The organism is Nitrosomonas ureae (assembly GCF_900206265.1).
Taxonomy (GTDB): Bacteria; Pseudomonadota; Gammaproteobacteria; order Burkholderiales; family Nitrosomonadaceae; genus Nitrosomonas; species Nitrosomonas ureae_C.
This window is the reverse complement of sequence record NZ_LT907782.1, coordinates 93,420-109,278: the sequence shown is the minus strand read 5'-3', so window position 1 is coordinate 109,278 and position 15,859 is coordinate 93,420. Positions and strand designations below refer to the sequence as shown.

Annotated in this window: 16 protein-coding genes; 6 read left to right on the top strand and 10 right to left on the bottom strand. The window is 42.6% G+C overall.

The window, feature by feature from the left end; all coding sequences use genetic code 11:
• Positions 1-205: 205 nt before the first annotated feature.
• The gene (locus CPG39_RS00510; protein WP_231990340.1) at positions 206-934 is read right to left on the bottom strand and encodes a hypothetical protein; all 729 of its coding nucleotides are present in this window, start codon (positions 932-934) and stop codon (positions 206-208) included.
• A gap of 219 nt (positions 935-1,153) precedes the next feature.
• Between CPG39_RS00510 and CPG39_RS00505 the strand changes: the two genes are divergently transcribed.
• Complete coding sequence (locus CPG39_RS00505; protein ID WP_096291553.1) at positions 1,154-1,849, top strand: VIT1/CCC1 transporter family protein; 696 nt, start codon at positions 1,154-1,156, stop codon at positions 1,847-1,849.
• 156 nt (positions 1,850-2,005) lie between these two features.
• Here CPG39_RS00505 and CPG39_RS00500 read toward each other — a convergent pair whose 3' ends face one another.
• The 4 genes from CPG39_RS00500 to CPG39_RS14840 form a co-directional block, all read right to left on the bottom strand.
• Positions 2,006-2,245 (bottom strand): hypothetical protein, encoded by a 240-nt coding sequence (locus CPG39_RS00500; protein WP_096291552.1) that lies wholly within the window; start codon positions 2,243-2,245, stop codon positions 2,006-2,008.
• Between the two features lie 54 nt (positions 2,246-2,299).
• Positions 2,300-2,812: a DUF1993 domain-containing protein gene (locus CPG39_RS00495; protein ID WP_096291551.1), complete on the bottom strand. Its 513-nt coding sequence runs from the start codon at positions 2,810-2,812 to the stop codon at positions 2,300-2,302.
• Positions 2,813-3,012: 200 nt separating this feature from the next.
• The gene (locus CPG39_RS00490; RefSeq protein ID WP_096291550.1) at positions 3,013-3,390 is read right to left on the bottom strand and encodes a hypothetical protein; all 378 of its coding nucleotides are present in this window, start codon (positions 3,388-3,390) and stop codon (positions 3,013-3,015) included.
• 202 nt (positions 3,391-3,592) lie between these two features.
• Entirely contained in the window at positions 3,593-4,972 is a 1,380-nt protein-coding gene (locus tag CPG39_RS14840; RefSeq protein WP_145956190.1) for a hypothetical protein, read from the bottom strand.
• A 163-nt stretch (positions 4,973-5,135) separates the two neighbouring features.
• On the opposite strand from CPG39_RS14840, the gene sucC reads away from it, so the two are divergent.
• The 5 genes from sucC to CPG39_RS00460 all read left to right on the top strand — a co-directional run bounded on the left by sucC (position 5,136) and on the right by CPG39_RS00460 (position 9,748).
• Entirely contained in the window at positions 5,136-6,296 is a 1,161-nt protein-coding gene (gene sucC / locus CPG39_RS00480; protein WP_096291549.1) for an ADP-forming succinate--CoA ligase subunit beta, read from the top strand.
• Positions 6,297-6,341: 45 nt separating this feature from the next.
• On the top strand, positions 6,342-7,217 hold the full coding sequence (sucD, locus tag CPG39_RS00475) for a succinate--CoA ligase subunit alpha (protein WP_096291548.1): 876 nt from the start codon (positions 6,342-6,344) through the stop codon (positions 7,215-7,217).
• A gap of 36 nt (positions 7,218-7,253) precedes the next feature.
• Entirely contained in the window at positions 7,254-7,562 is a 309-nt protein-coding gene (locus CPG39_RS00470) for a hypothetical protein (protein WP_096291547.1), read from the top strand.
• Between the two features lie 24 nt (positions 7,563-7,586).
• Entirely contained in the window at positions 7,587-9,029 is a 1,443-nt protein-coding gene (gene dacB, locus CPG39_RS00465) for a D-alanyl-D-alanine carboxypeptidase/D-alanyl-D-alanine-endopeptidase (RefSeq protein ID WP_096291546.1), read from the top strand.
• Positions 9,030-9,157: 128 nt separating this feature from the next.
• Positions 9,158-9,748, top strand: coding sequence for a CBS domain-containing protein (locus CPG39_RS00460; protein ID WP_096291545.1), 591 nt, complete (start codon positions 9,158-9,160; stop codon positions 9,746-9,748).
• Between the two features lie 57 nt (positions 9,749-9,805).
• Here CPG39_RS00460 and CPG39_RS00455 read toward each other — a convergent pair whose 3' ends face one another.
• The 5 genes from CPG39_RS00455 to CPG39_RS00435 all read right to left on the bottom strand — a co-directional run bounded on the left by CPG39_RS00455 (position 9,806) and on the right by CPG39_RS00435 (position 15,588).
• Positions 9,806-10,726 (bottom strand): sulfotransferase domain-containing protein, encoded by a 921-nt coding sequence (locus CPG39_RS00455; RefSeq protein ID WP_145956189.1) that lies wholly within the window; start codon positions 10,724-10,726, stop codon positions 9,806-9,808.
• 60 nt (positions 10,727-10,786) lie between these two features.
• Positions 10,787-11,563, bottom strand: a complete 777-nt coding sequence (locus tag CPG39_RS00450; RefSeq protein ID WP_231990337.1) for a WecB/TagA/CpsF family glycosyltransferase — start codon at positions 11,561-11,563, stop codon at positions 10,787-10,789.
• Between the two features lie 48 nt (positions 11,564-11,611).
• Positions 11,612-12,736, bottom strand: coding sequence for a glycosyltransferase (locus CPG39_RS00445; RefSeq protein ID WP_231990336.1), 1,125 nt, complete (start codon positions 12,734-12,736; stop codon positions 11,612-11,614).
• A 117-nt stretch (positions 12,737-12,853) separates the two neighbouring features.
• Positions 12,854-14,377 (bottom strand): lipopolysaccharide biosynthesis protein, encoded by a 1,524-nt coding sequence (locus CPG39_RS00440; RefSeq protein WP_096291541.1) that lies wholly within the window; start codon positions 14,375-14,377, stop codon positions 12,854-12,856.
• Positions 14,374-15,588, bottom strand: a complete 1,215-nt coding sequence (locus CPG39_RS00435; RefSeq protein WP_096291540.1) for a glycosyltransferase — start codon at positions 15,586-15,588, stop codon at positions 14,374-14,376. Before CPG39_RS00435 ends, CPG39_RS00440 begins: the two co-directional genes overlap by 4 nt.
• Positions 15,589-15,859: the final 271 nt, after the last annotated feature.

Sequence of the window (15,859 nt, the reverse complement as noted above, 5' to 3'; positions counted from 1 at the left end):
CTTACCTGAAATCTTGCCGAGAAATGTGTCGCATTTGATAAAATCGCCAACGACACCCTTATTTTTGTTATATCTAAAATAGCATCCAAATTGATCCAGTTTACTTTACCAACAGATGGAATCCGCAATTATCTTAATATTCAGAGCATGTTAAGAATTATCCACTCCAAGCGCACGATCTTAAAATTACTTTATTATTTGAAATCTAATCAACAGCCTCAATTTCTGAAACAACCGATCTGGATCCAAATCCATAAAAATTAGTGAAAAAAGCAAGCCGATCGCTATAGTGCACTTTAACAATGACAGCATTCTTTAAAGCGGTAATTGCGAAATCATATAAATCATGATCATCTATGACGAAATGACGAAATTTACTCCCGCCAGTACCTACTTGTATCGTCATGAAGTAACTTCTATTGGTACCCTTGTTTTTAATCAAATTTGTTATTCTTCCGAACTCAACACCGTGGGAAATCTCCCGGTCCATAGTATAAATGTTACCAACAAAATGCTTTTGTTCCAGCGGTTGATTCTGAATAACCGGATAAACTTCCACTAACTCGTTTACAGATGCGCAAGATAACAGTGAATTATTTTTAGGTGTTTTAAATTCCAGCACAACGTCATTGCCGATGAGATTCTCAAGCTCCTCGTATCGATCCTTTTCAAAACAAAACTGCCAGGGATTGGAAACCAGATTAGGAGGTTGATTTCCAACACTGATAAAAGTCATACTTTCATGCCCAAGTGAAATTTCCCCAACATAGGCTCTGGTTACATTATTATCACGGCTTATTCTACTTAATTGACCGGAGGCGTAACCTTCCGTGGTATGCAGTAGCGGCCCGGCAGCAATCCATTTCGGGGCAAAAATCAACATAAGTAATAAAAACATTACATTGATACTGAAATACTTCAATAATTTAGTCATGATTGTTACGCATTCTCGCAATTGGAGTCGAGTTTTCATTGCACAAATTCAATATACCCTTAAACAAGCTTTTCGATACAATTAGTTGATACAAGTCTATTCCTATCGATACTAATTTATACCAATAAAGATAAATAAAAACTGAATAACCTGGGAAATTCACAATAAAAATTAAAACAGTTTGTTCAAAAGCACCTAAAAAAACACCTCGGGGAATATATGAGCCGCTATAAGAAACATCGATCACATCGCACGGGATGGTTACGTGCCGCTGTTCTCGGCGCCAATGACGGCATCGTTTCAACAGCAAGCCTGATTATCGGTGTAGCATCGGCTCAGGCAATGCATACTGATATTCTTATTGCTGGTGTTGCCGGCTTGGTTGCAGGCGCCATGTCCATGGCTGCCGGTGAATACGTATCGGTCAGTTCTCAATCAGATACAGAACAAGCGGATCTCGAGCTTGAAAAGGATTCCTTAAAAAATGACTTTGAATTTGAATTGAATGAACTGGCCAATATTTATGAAAAAAGAGGATTGGAATCAGCTCTAGCCTTACAAGTAGCAAAGCAGCTAATGGCACATGATGCATTAGGTGCACATGCAAGAGATGAATTAGGCTTAGCAGAAAATACTAGGGCTCGCCCCATTCAAGCTGCACTGTTCTCGGCGGGCGCATTCACTCTGGGTGCTGCCTTACCGTTATTAGTGGCATGGAGTATGCCAGGAACTCAACTCATACCCATCGTCGCAGTATCATCACTTGCATTTCTAGCAATCTTGGGCAGTCTTGCCGCACGCGCAGGCGGTGCAGCAATGTCTGTCGGTGCGATCAGAGTTACATTCTGGGGGATCCTAGCAATGGGCCTGACTGCAACAGTCGGCAGATTATTGGGTGTAACTGTAGATTTATAAATCACGCATCATGAAGACTTACAAGCTAGAGAGTATTAGTGCACGCTTTGTGAGCGAGAATTGTCTCCGACGATTTCCGCTGCAATAACCTGCAATGCCTGTTCAAGAATCAGCTTTGAGTCATCAACTTGCCAGCTCTTCCGATTTAGAGGATGCTCAGGAAGCATCAGTTTGCTTATTAAGTCCAATAAAAATCCGCTGATTATCCGCTGTGAGTTGACTGGTAGAACCAAAGTTGCTTGCACCATGAATTGCCATTTGCTGCAAAAACAAAATAGCTTCATCTTTCGCATGGAAATCATCTTTCGTCATGACTCCAAGCGTATTAAGCCATGAATGTGCTCTGAGAAGCGCCAGAATCAATTCTGCAGCATGTTCCGCGGTGATGGTTTTCATCAAGAAATTATTGGCATTTTATTGATCGATAAAGACAATTCATTACAGCAACAGCTAAAAATTACCCATAAAATCACCTTTCCCCACTGCCAGGCCATTGTGTCGCAAAATCGCATAGGCGGTAGTCACATGGAAGAAAAATTGCGGCAAACCATAATTATTTAAGTAGTTGTGTCCGGATAGTTTTTTCTCTTTTGGTGTGCCCGGGCGCAGTACGATTTCACGCGTTTCACTGCCTTCAAACTGAGTAGGCACAAGACTTTCAATAAACGTCAGAGTCTTATTAATTCGAGCCTGTAAATCAGAAAAAGTCTGTTCGTTATCTTCATATACCGGTACTTCAACCCCTGCCAGCCGCGCTGATACGCTCTTGGCAAAGTCGGTAGCAACTTGCACCTGACGCAGCAAGGAAAACATATCGGGATATAGCCGAGCATTCAGTAACACTACCGGTTCAAACTTTTTCTCGGTTGCGTAAGTTTCAGCTTTGGTGAGAATAGCATTCAAACTGTTTAATAGCTGTTTGAAAATAGGTATGGATGTTTTGTACATATAAGGAATGGTCATAAGTTTTCCCGCTTAATTAATTGATACGTCAATTCTTGAAGATTGAAATGGAGTGCCTCATGAATAAATGCAGATCAGCGCAAGCCACTTTCGAGATATAGTTAACTAAATTCATTAGCACAGTTTAATCATCCATCGTAGATCACTGCCTATAAAGCTTATCATCTTCCTCTTTAGCTGCGTCAATCTTCTGAAACCAATTAATTTTGCCAAAGCAAATTAATGGACAAAACAATGACCATAAAACAAATAATCCAAAATACAATGGGAGCGGCGCCACCCTTGAATTTAAGCCCACCGATTTCGAATTCTATGGGCCCCGTGGATATGCGCAAAATAAGAGTAACGAAAAGTGATCCGAGACCGGCCATAGGCAGCCCAACTAAAACCGGGAACTGCTCTTTAACCATGATTTTCCAATAGTCACCTGGCGTATTATGAAAATTGGTCAATTTATACAGCATGAATGCTCCAAAGCAAATCAGGATAATTACGACAATCCAGCTTATAACAGCCCGTAATCGTATACTATGTGATTCATCCGTTGTAACTCCTGCGTCTTTTTGTTCTTCATTCATATCGTTATCTCGTCTTTATTCTTTTAACCCCAGCATTAATTTAAACTTCTGGTTAAGGCCCAAGTTAAATCTTCTACCGCCATATTTACCATCGAGCAATTCTCTCTCATGGCCCATCTTCATCTATGGTTTTCATTGTTAGAACAATTGATTCAATTAGCTTTCTCCAATAGCATGATTTCATTCAATTTCATATTTATTTTCAGGATGATGGTTGAGGAGGTACTTTTATCCACTCTCCAGAGCATTGCTTGACATACGGATAATATCCCTCCGGATTACGACAATAATACCAATAATTATTTCTTTGCACAGCAGCTGGCCGAGTTGCAGGATTTTGTTGAATATACGTTGGCCTTTGCATTATAGGTGCGGTAACAACGCCTACAGGATAACCTCCTAATGGATAATAGCTTTCAAATCGCCGATATGGCCCGAACGCATAGTTATTATAGAAACCACCGCCTCTCCAATTGCTGTAAAAACCAAAGCTATTAAAAGGTGCAAAACCAGCATAACCAAATCCCCAACCAGGCCCCCAACCCCAGCCAGGTCCCCACCCCCAACCCCAACTTGGGCCAAATCCCCAGCCCAGTCCCAGCCCCAGGCCAAATCCCAAACCAAATCCATCCAGATGATGGTGATGTCCATGATGATGGTCATGGTGGTGAGCAGAATTATCATTGTTTGCATTATTTTGATCCGTCTGCACATTGTTTTGAACATTCACGTTTTGAGTATCGGATCCATCTTGATTGGTTCCATCGGTTTGAGTCGACTGATCTGTTCCGGTTGAATCATTATTTTCAGTGATTTGATTATCTTGAGCCTCAGTATTTGGTGAAACACTGTCTTGAACCGATGAATTTGCTCCATTGGATGAAGTACCTGGTGTGGCTAAATCTTCCTGACCTGTTGAAACTTGTTTAGCCTCAGGATTAATTTCACTATTTACGTTCTGAACAGCTGAATCGGTGGGAGTAACACCGTCGTTTTGAACAGATGTTCCGGTTTCACTCGATTCATTAGCAGGCGCTGCCAGATTCTCTTGGAAGGAGTCAGGTGAAATTTCTTTACTTTGTGTGGTGCCGACATTTGAATCAGAGTCATTATTAACTCCAAAATCATCCGGTTGATTAAATTCGCCTGTTTGATCAAAATTACTCTCTGAGTTTATATCATCGGCAAAATCGATGCTTTCCTGTTGATCTGAGGCATTATCCGGATAAAATGCATCGCCTTCTCCAAAATCACCCTGGCCATAACCCTCTTCGAACCCGCTATTCTGGTCATAATAACCCCCAGAATCAAACCCTCCGTCATCATAATTATTGTCATAACCACCACTATCGTAGCTGTCGTAACCACCTCCGTCATAACCCCCTCCCTCGTAGTAGCCGCCATCAAAACCCCCTCCATCATAGCCGCCGTCAAATCCGCCCCCGTCATAACCACCACCATCAAATCCACCGCCATCAAACCCTCCCCCGTCAGAGCCTCCGCCGTCTTCGGCGCCTGCGGGATTGAATGAAAAGATGCTGCATAGCGCAATCGCCATACATGTCCTTTTAAATTTTTTCATATAACCCCCGTCCATTGATTTCACAGTTATTGATATATTAAGGGTGAGAGTCTGAATAGATACTGAATAAATAATTAGTTTTTCTACTAGGATAATTCACTATTCCGGATTAAGTTATACTTCGAATCTTGATATTCTAAATCATTCTGATAAGGACATCCCGATGAAGATCCATGAGTACCAAGCTAAAGAAATTTTACGCAAATATAATGTAACCACGCCAAGAGGTATTGCCTGCTTTAGTGTTAACGAAGCAGTGCAAGCTGCGCAGCAACTAGGGGGCGAAGTGTGGGCAGTGAAAGCTCAGATTTATGCTGGCGGACGTGGTAAAGGCGGTGGAGTAAAAGTGGCTAAGTCATTGGAAGAAGTACGACAATATGCTGGCGAAATTTTGAACATGCGCTTGATAACTCATCAGACCGGCCCGGAAGGACAGATAGTCCATAGACTTTTTATCGAGCAAGGCGTACAAATAGAAAAAGAATTCTATATAGGCATGGTGGTAGACCGCGGTCATCAACGCGTATGTTTGATGGCCAGTTCGGAAGGTGGCATGGAAATTGAGAAAGTCGCAGCTGAAACGCCCGAAAAAATTCATAAAGTGCTTATTGATCCCATCACGGGCTTAGGCCAACAACAGGCTGAAGAAGTCGCACAAAAAATTGGCATCCCCAAACATAGCCTGTCAGATGCTGTCACCTTGCTGCAAGGCTTATATCAAGCATTTGATGAAACCGATGCATCATTACTGGAAATCAATCCATTGGTATTGACTGCAGGACATCGGGTGATGGCACTCGACGCCAAAATGAATTTTGATGATAATGCATTGTTTCGCCATCCCGAAATCGTCGCGTTACGTGATTTGGATGAGGAAGATCCCATCGAGATCGAAGCATCAAAACATGAATTGTCATATATTCCTCTGGACGGAAATATAGGCTGTCTGGTAAATGGCGCAGGCCTAGCAATGGCAACGATGGATATCATCAAACTTTACGGCGGTAATCCTGCTAACTTTCTCGATGTTGGAGGTGGAGCGACAACAGAGAAAGTCACGGAAGCATTTAAATTAATGCTTCGCAACCCGAAACTGCAAGGAATCCTGGTTAATATCTTCGGCGGCATAATGAAATGTGATGTCATTGCACAAGGTGTTGTAGCAGCTGCTCGCGATGTTCAGCTTACGGTGCCATTGGTGGTGCGGCTGGAAGGTACCAATGTCAATCTCGGAAAGAAAATTCTGGCAGATTCCGGGTTAAAGATCATTTCTGCGGATAATATGGCTGATGCGGCGCAAAAAGCGGTTAGCGCAGCCGGATAAGCCAGCATGTTAATTTTAAAGCCAGTAATATAAGGAGCGCTTGCCATGTCTATCTTGATCAACCGCAACAGTCGTGTGATAACGCAAGGCATTACCGGAAAAACCGGTCAGTTTCATACGCGTATGTGCCGCGACTACGCGAACGGCAACGCGTGCTTTGTTGCGGGCGTGAACCCGCGCAAGCCCGGTGAGAATGTCGAAGGCATCCCAGTTTATGCATCGGTCAAAGAAGCCCAACAACAAACCGGTGCCAATGTTTCGGTAATTTATGTCCCCCCTCCTTTTGCCGCTGCAGCAATCGACGAAGCTGTTGAGGCCGAACTGGATTTGGTGATCTGCATCACTGAAGGTATTCCGGTACGCGATATGATCCGTACCCGCTATAAAATGCAAGGCAAGAAAACTCGATTGATTGGTCCAAATTGTCCAGGAATTATTACGCCGGATGAGATCAAAATCGGAATTATGCCGGGTTATATTCATAAAAAAGGCCGGATTGGGGTCGTTTCGCGCTCGGGCACATTGACGTATGAAGCAGTGGCGCAACTCATGGAGGTGGGCTTGGGACAGTCCACATGTATCGGTATTGGTGGTGATCCGGTAAATGGCTTAAAACACTTGGATGTAATACAGTTGTTCAATGAAGATGACGAAACCGATGCCGTGCTGATGGTCGGCGAGATCGGCGGTACGGATGAAGAGGATTGCGCGCGCTGGGTAAAAGATCATATGCGTAAACCCGTGGTCGGATTTATTGCTGGTGTGACAGCACCACCCGGAAAGCGCATGGGACACGCTGGTGCTATTATTTCCGGAGGTAAAGGAACAGCTCAAGAAAAACTTGAAGTGATGGAATCGTGTGGCATCAGAATCACGCGCAATCCGGCTGAGATGGGTAAGTTATTAAAATCGGTTTTGTAGTCGGTTTTTTCGGGGTAATTATTGAAGGTACCTACTATGCGTTATTATTTATTATTCTTTATTATTCTGACCATGCTCATTGTTTCTGCCTGTAGTGGAATCTCCACCAAGCAACCGCTTCCTGCCAGAAAACCCGAGAGACCGGCAGGTCCTCTACCCGAGAGTGTAAAACCCAAATACAACTTGACCGGTTATCCGGTAAGTACTCAGCAAGGTTATATCGATGGTTGTGAAACCGTCAAAAGAACAAGTTGGGCCTTTAAAGATCTGAATCGCTATGACAAGGATGAGCAATATCGAATGGGATGGGATGACGGATTTTCCCTATGCAAAGATAAACAGTAACTATTCCGAACCTCTGCCATTAAAATGACCCGGGTTTGTTTATGTCTTGGCTTTCTGATCGAACTGACTGCATTAGCAACTCCACTATTCGCTAATGAATTACCCTTCGTAGTTAAACAAAAGCTCCATCAGCTTGCCATTCCAGAAACGGCAATTGGCGTATATGTACATGAAATTGGCTCAAGCCAGCCAGTGCTTACGATCAACGCCGACTCCAGCATGAATCCGGCTTCAGTGATGAAATTACTGACCACATATGCCGGGCTGGAATTATTGGGCCCCGCGTATACTTGGCAGACCATTCTTTATGCCAATGGAAAAATTACTGATGATGTTTTATATGGAGATCTAGTTATCAAAGGCTATGGTGACCCCAAGCTGGATCTTGAGAATTTCTGGCTGTTGGTCCATCGTCTGCGCCTCACTGGATTGCGTGAAATTAAAGGCAATCTTATTTTGGATCATTCACATTATGAGATTTCTCGTGAAAATCCCGGTAAGTTTGACGAACAACCCTATCGTACCTATAACGTGCCTCCAGAAGCATTGTTAATCAATTATCGTGCATCTACGTTCCATTTATTTCCACAACCTGAGAAAAATTCTGTGCGTGTCGTGATTGACCCAGTTCCAGAATCCTTACGCATAAAAAATAATCTAAAACTTACACAAGACAAATGCGTTGCATGGCAGAATTCCCTCACAATTGAAGCAATTGCGGATAAAGAAAGTAAGAATAACTTTACAGTTATTCTGAATGGCCGCTTTTCCCAGCATTGCGGAAAGCAATCGTATATGCTGAGTCTGCAAGACAGCGCGAGATATACCGATGATTTGTTCAGGCAATTGTGGATCCAGCAAGGCGGCATCTTTAATGGTCATACCATCTTAGGACAAGCCCCCCAATACTTGCCCCCGCTCAAAATTCATCAATCACCACCGTTGGCGGAAATTGTCCGCGGTATTAATAAATTCAGCAATAATATAGCAGCACGTCAATTGTATCTTGCATTGGGGACTGGAAATTCTTCAATTGATAACTCACCAGCTACTTTGGCTAAATCGAATGCAGCTATCAGACGATGGTTAGCCAGCAAGCAAATGAACTTTACAGAATTAGTAATTGAGAATGGCTCTGGATTATCGCGCAAAGAACGAATTAGTGCCAGGCATATGGGAAAATTACTACTTGCTGCTTTCAATAGTCCGGTGATGCCGGAGTTCATTGCATCATTGCCGATTGCCGCAGTGGATGGAACGCTGAAAAATCGTTTCGCGGATACTCCGGCGAAGGGATTGGCACATATGAAAACCGGGGCACTGAATAACGTGCGCGCATTGGCAGGTTATTTGATTGACGGGATGGGACGGCGCGTTATCATTGTTTTTTTTATTAATCATGATCAAGCCGAACAATCCCATGCCATCATGGATAGATTGATACGATGGGTTTATCACCGGAAATAGATATTTCCCTTGATCAAATCAGCACTATTGATTGAAAATTATTTTGAGCGTAAAGTGCATACTCAAGATTGATGATCTATCTTGAAATCAGGTGATTCCCTTCAACCCAAGATTGAGGAGTGCACGAAATGATTAAAGAATATAAGTCTCTCGCTGTGCAGTATCTGACAGGCACGGTACACATCTCCAACCCTCTATTACCCAATCCAGTAACGTATGATTCCCCAGCTTCCGAAGTAATGACCGATTTGCGTACAGTGCAAGCAGCCGTCATATCACCTGACATTACAATGGAAATAGCCAATACATATATGATGCAGCGCGGTGTGCGCACATTGCTAGTTATGAATGATGACAATTCTTTAGCAGGGATTATCACTGCGACCGATATTCTGGGTGAGAAGCCTATGCGTTTTATCCAAGAAAGAGGTATAAAACACAGCGAAATCCTGGTAAAGGACATGATGACACCATTAAATATGCTGGAAGCCATTCCATTGGAGGAAGTGATGCACGCCAGAGTAGGCAATATCGTCACAAGTTTGCGCGAGAGTGGTCGCTTGCATGCGCTTGTAATCGACGATCTAACCATCGGTGTGCCCAGAATATGCGGCATTTTTTCTTGGACTCAGATTGAAAAACAACTCGGTACAATTATTCCACAGAACAATGTAGCCAGAAGTTTTGCGGAAATCGAATCAACATTGATTGCAAGCTAGAAAAAACAAACAAGCCAGTCGGTAGTTTCATTTGCACTGGTTTGTTTAGGCAGGGGGTTAAATATTCCAGGGTATATTTTTTGTTCCAGTAAACGTTTGCAGTGCCACAATGCTGGGTAAATAATATTGTTTTAAACGATCACGGCTTTCATCGGGAATTTCATCATACCCTTCTCTTGCTTGATTAATTTTCTTGTATAATTTCACCATTAATTGCTTCAATTCGGGTCGTTGCCGTAGAAACCGTTCGGACTTGGCGTTAAAGTAGACCGCGATTTTATGCAACCATTTCAACTTGCTTTCGTAGGTAACATTAATTCTTCTAAAATCATATTCATTGAAATAGTCTGGAGAAATTTCTAAAAACTGACACAGCTCGTACATGAATCCGTCAATATCCTGACTCATATTCTCAAAAAACATAATCTTTATTTGATTTTCTGGAAATAATTGATAATAGTATTTCAAATAGTCAGCATACCGACCAAAACTGATAATCTTTAAGTACCATTCTTTAATACCCAGTTCTGCTGGCGTTCTTTGACCAGAATCATACGCAATACACTTATCAATATATTTCTCAAAGCTTAAATCAGACGCCAGATTCAGCTTTCCAACATGAAAATTAAATGAAGAGTATATTCGGTCGATGGGATTTCTTAATATGAACAGTAGTTTGGTTCTCGGCACCAATGTATGAATGCGAGCTGCCACTTCTGCACCACTACCCAGATATCCCGGTGAGGCTTCCATAACAATCCGGATCTCAGGAGAACAGCGCACAAAATAATTTGAGTAATTAACAATATCTTTCTCGCGATTACCAGTAAATGAATTACGAAAAAAATCCGTTTCTTTAACAGATGAGCCACAAACCGACGGATGGGTACTTAGATACGTAAATATCGAGGTTGTGCCGGCTTTCTCCGTACCCGCGATAATGAAGTTAGCCAGATTCACACCAGATATTTCTTTCATAAATTTAAAATCAACATTATTTTTCAAGTATATTCTGAGTCAGGGCGAATTTTTTCGCTTTTACTTCACACCATCAAGCAAGGCCGCTTCTTGTAGATTCTTCTGACCTTTTAAACGCCGCCATAGCATTCGAATAATAAATACGGGATTACCTATGATATATCGCACAAACATTCGTTTTGGCTCCATCCCATACCGAAATAACCATTCCAAACCAAAGCGACGCATCCAATGGGGCGCTCGTGGCATAACCCCTGAATAAAAATCAAATAAGGCGCCCACACCCAGCAAAACAGGCGCACGAAGTTTATTTACATGACGCGCGATCCATAGTTCCTGCATGGGAACCCCCATCGCTACAAACAGGATTTCCGCTCCGCTACGATTAATAGCAGCGATAATATCTTCTTCAGTATCCCGCTTAAAGTAGCCATCATGAACCCATGCGATATCTAACTCAGGAAATTGAATTTTCATATTTTCAGCACAGCGTTCTGCAATTCCTGGACGAGCACCCAATAAAGCTAATTTGACACCAGCTACAGCGGCATCATGACAGATCAGCGGAAATAAATCGGTACCATTGACATTATCTTTTAGAGAAAAACCAGCTAATCCCGCAGCTAAGCGCATACCACTGCCATCGGCAAATAGCATTGCTTTATCTTGTAATACTGAAAGGTAATCAATATTTACCGCAGCAACATTTATGCAATGTGCATTGACGAAATATATTTTACGCTGCACCCCTGATTTAGCATCATTGACAATATTTGCGCTGGCATCAGTTAACGTCGTATCTTCTATTTTCAGGCCGAATAAGGGAATTTGATGCATGCTCTGTTTCATTCCTAATGATTGGTTGAGTCTTTAGTAGCTGATATTCTAACGATGCATAGAATTCAGAATCGCATCATAAACACGTGCCACACCTTTGGCCATACTGTAATCAGAAAAGCTTGCTACTTGCAATTGGTAAGCAGCTTCTCGCATGGCACGCCAGTCATATTTATTATCGATTAAATCAGCTATGGCAGCAGCCAGTTTCTTTACATCACCAGCTGGCACTATCAACCCGGTTTTACCATGCTCTAATACCTCAGGAATACCTTCTACATCAGATGCTACTACCGGAACTCCTGTTGCCATTGCTTCTAGAATTACCATCGGCATACCTTCTCCAAAGAGACTCGGCAAAACAAGAATATCCATTTGAGTGAATTCGGCATTGACATCTTGAGCGAATCCAATCCAGTCGATCATGTTCCCTACCCCGAGTCTATCCGCCATCTCTTTAATCGTTTTCTCATATTCCATAGTCTCAAATGGGCCTACTGCACGCAATCTTACCGAACGGCCCGCCTGACGTAGATTTGCCAATGCCTGTATCAAAATTTCCGTACCTTTACGCGGCCGAAACAATGCCACACTCCCAATCACCCACTCTGGCCCAGGCGCATCTCTTACTGGCAGTGTGGCCGGCGTGACTACTCCATTGGCAACCATTGTAATTCGTTTCTCTGACCAGCCTTGCTTCTTCAAATAAAACTCCAGACTTCTCGATACTGGAATTAATTGCGCTACGCCCACTAAACTTAATCGCTCTATAAGTGAATTCATTCGATTACGCCACACGCTTTCTGTATCTCGTATCGTCGGGCTATGTACATGATGCACTAATGGTACGCCGGATAACCACGCCGCTATGCGTCCCACTAATACCGCGCGAGGAGTATGTGCATGCAACAAGGAGTAGTTATTTTGCTTTACAATTCTTGCAATCTCCAAAGCCGGCGCCAGATCAAATTTAGATTTCATAAATGTCTCAAAGATCGGTACAGTAGAATTCCGGCAAGCAGAAAATTTTCCGGGCTTTATGCAACAAAAACCTATCTCATAACCATAATCCGGTAGTCGTACTGCCAATACATCCTGCACTCGCTCAGCACCAGAGAAAAATTCTCCGTTGATAACATGCATGATCTTTATATTTTCGTGGTTTTTAGACATATCCGATACAAGATTTAGGAAGATTAGGAAAAAGAATCAAAAGTGCCTTTATGGCTCATACAAATCGCTCAATTGACCTGCCATGATGCGAACATAAATAATGATACCAATTAATTGTTATAAACTTTTCGAAGTAAAATGCAGAAATATCCGGGCACGGTGACGCAATCCTCGGTTAAGTAGCGCCATATCTGATTGGTTTAATGGCTTCGCCAGCATTAAGCCAGGTACGTAAGCTACTAAAACAAATGTCAGCGTCCACCATACTCCTAATTTGTCTTCAATTGCCCAGCCGATAGCCGCCAGAAATATAGCAATGCTAAGGCCACGTATAGTTCCCAACCAATCTAATTGGATACGACCAGCCTGATAATTCAACCAAAGCAAAGTCAAACTATTCATTAACCATGCACCTAGCACGATTCCACATACTACGCCCATCAATCCCCAGTTTGAGCCAACTATTACCGCTATCGGTGTTATTGCCGATAATATGCTGAGGTACCTTAATTGGCGTGTATACGGAAAAATCTGCATAATCATAACAACTAACTGGCCTTGACTTGTTGCACCCAAGCCAAGCAGCATAATTACCATAACCGTGCCAGCATCGACGAAACGCCCACTACTTGCCAAAGAAATTAATTCATTGCCTGCAACACTCAATGCTGCCATACAAATAGCAATTATTAAAAAATTACTCTTCCACAACAAAGCCATTCCCTCTTTAACCGCATCAACCTCTCCCGCTACATAGCGAGATATCAGCATAGGCCGAATAATATTCGCCAACAACTTTGCCGGAAGGTAGCGTCCAGCAATTAACAATAATTGCTGCAAAAAAGCAAACATTCCCGCAGTCTCAAGCCCTAAGGTTCTGGCCACCAGCATACGCAGCGCACCAGGGTTAGCAACGGCCCGAAGAAGATTCACACCTGCCATGTGCCATGCAAAATTAAATATTTCATATGCACTTACATGAAAATCCCCCGTACTTTGTATGCTGCGTAATTTTCGCATTAAGAGAAATTCGGCCCATATTAAACAGACTAATGAAACAATTAAATCCATCCACAGTAATTGTTCGATCGACAAACTCTCAATTAATACTAATATTGCAACCCCAGCCAAACGTCCAATTGACATTAATGAATGAATCAACTGCGCCCATCTTTGCTCTAAAAGGGATTCCAACATTTCTGATGCATACCGAAAACCAATGACGGTAATAATCAATCCAACTGCTACTAACGTAGCGTCTTGCTGCGGAGCACTGAAACCCAGCCATGCAGAAATATCCAGCCAAAAAGCAGATATTAGTGCTGTCCAAATTATCATGATGGCAAAACGAATTAGAGTCATCCAGCGCACAAACCATGCAAGAGCGCTGGGTGCTCCTCGCAATGCTAATTCGGGTAGAAAACGCCGCACCGCCTCGAGCATACCTAAGGAACTCAATGGCGCCATCATTTCCACCATGCCCCACAAAACCATGTAAGCACCATAATCCACCGGGGATAATAAGCGAACCAGCCAGATTATAAAAATAAAAGAAGAAATTGCTTGTGCAGTCCGCCCCAATAAATAATGCACTATCGCTTGGCGAAAACGGTTACCGAAATAAAGACCGGAGCTGTTCATTTTGTCAATCCAAGTATTTTTTTGTATTGTGACTCTACTCGGTCGGCAATAACATCATAAGTACGGTACTTTCGTACCCAGTCTGGTCCTCTCGATGCCAGCATTCGCGCACGTTCAGGATCATCCAACAACTTGCAAACCTCATCAACAAAGGATTGTTCACCCCATGGTACACAACGTCCAATTCCACTCGATTCCATTACTTGACATTGTTCAGGATGTTCATTAGCAACTATGCATTTAGCCATAGCCATATATTCGACGAGTTTCGTGGGTGAAGTGGAAAGTAACACCGGAACAGGATAGAAAGGCGAAAAGCAAATATCTGCTTGTTCGACCAGCTCCCAGGCAGTTTCCATAGGCATGAAACCTGTTACTGTTACGGCCTTCGATAGCTCCAGTCGAGATGCTTCCTCCTCTACTGCTTGACGATCGCTTGGCAGTTGGCCATCGCCCACATATAGCAAACGCGCGTCAGGATAACGCAACCGCACTTGCTGAAGTACACGTACTAGCATCTCTGATTGACGCAATTGCATAATGATCCCGAGATGTAGTAAAAGAGGTGCATGTATGTTTAGAGCTTTGGCATCTTCAGCTTTACCTACCTGATCAGCACGAATACCCATTGGCACAGCGGTCATCTTGTCGGGAGAAATACCCTCTTGAGCAACATCTTCTTTCATTCGATCGCTTTGCACAAAAATATGATCTGCTGATGGCAAAATTATCTTATAAAGCAAATTTCGAATAAGCTGCCCTTTTAGCCAAACAAGTCGGTGATGCGGCACAAGCTTATTATGGGCTTGGTACAGTTTAGACTCGGCAAACGGATAAGACATCCAGTAAGTAAAGCGAGCACCGGTCAAACGGGCTGCCAACCAAGCGATTAAGCTAGCAAAAAACTTATCGCGTACTTGAATTACGTCATAGCGGTTCTTAAAAGCAAGAAACAAAATCATTAAATCCCCTCGCATGCCTAGCAAGTTGTTCAGTATCCGGCCAAATAATCCCTGCCACTTGCTCCGTGGAGTGAGATACACAACATTCCCCAACCAATCTGTAGGCGATAGCAAATTGAGCGCATCTGGCCCCCTTTGCATTAACCAATCAATCTGATGGCCTCGATCCGGCATCTGTTTTGCAAACAACTCCACAACATCTGCACGGAATGGTGGAAAACGATCCTCTACGATATAAAGCATTTTCATAGCATTTTATCGATTAACAGATTACAAGAATTCAGCATACTTACTTTCAGTTCTCTATTTTTAATTTCTATTTTGTAAGCAGAGGGTTACAATAATTTCACTATTAATCCGTATCTTGATCGCACAATTTGCAATCCAACCAAACTCCACATCTTCGATGAGTTAATATTCACAATTCTAACAACATAGAATTATCAATTATATCAAATAATTAATATATTAACCTCAGGCCATTATATTACCCTGATTTATTATTTTTCTAAATGAAAGT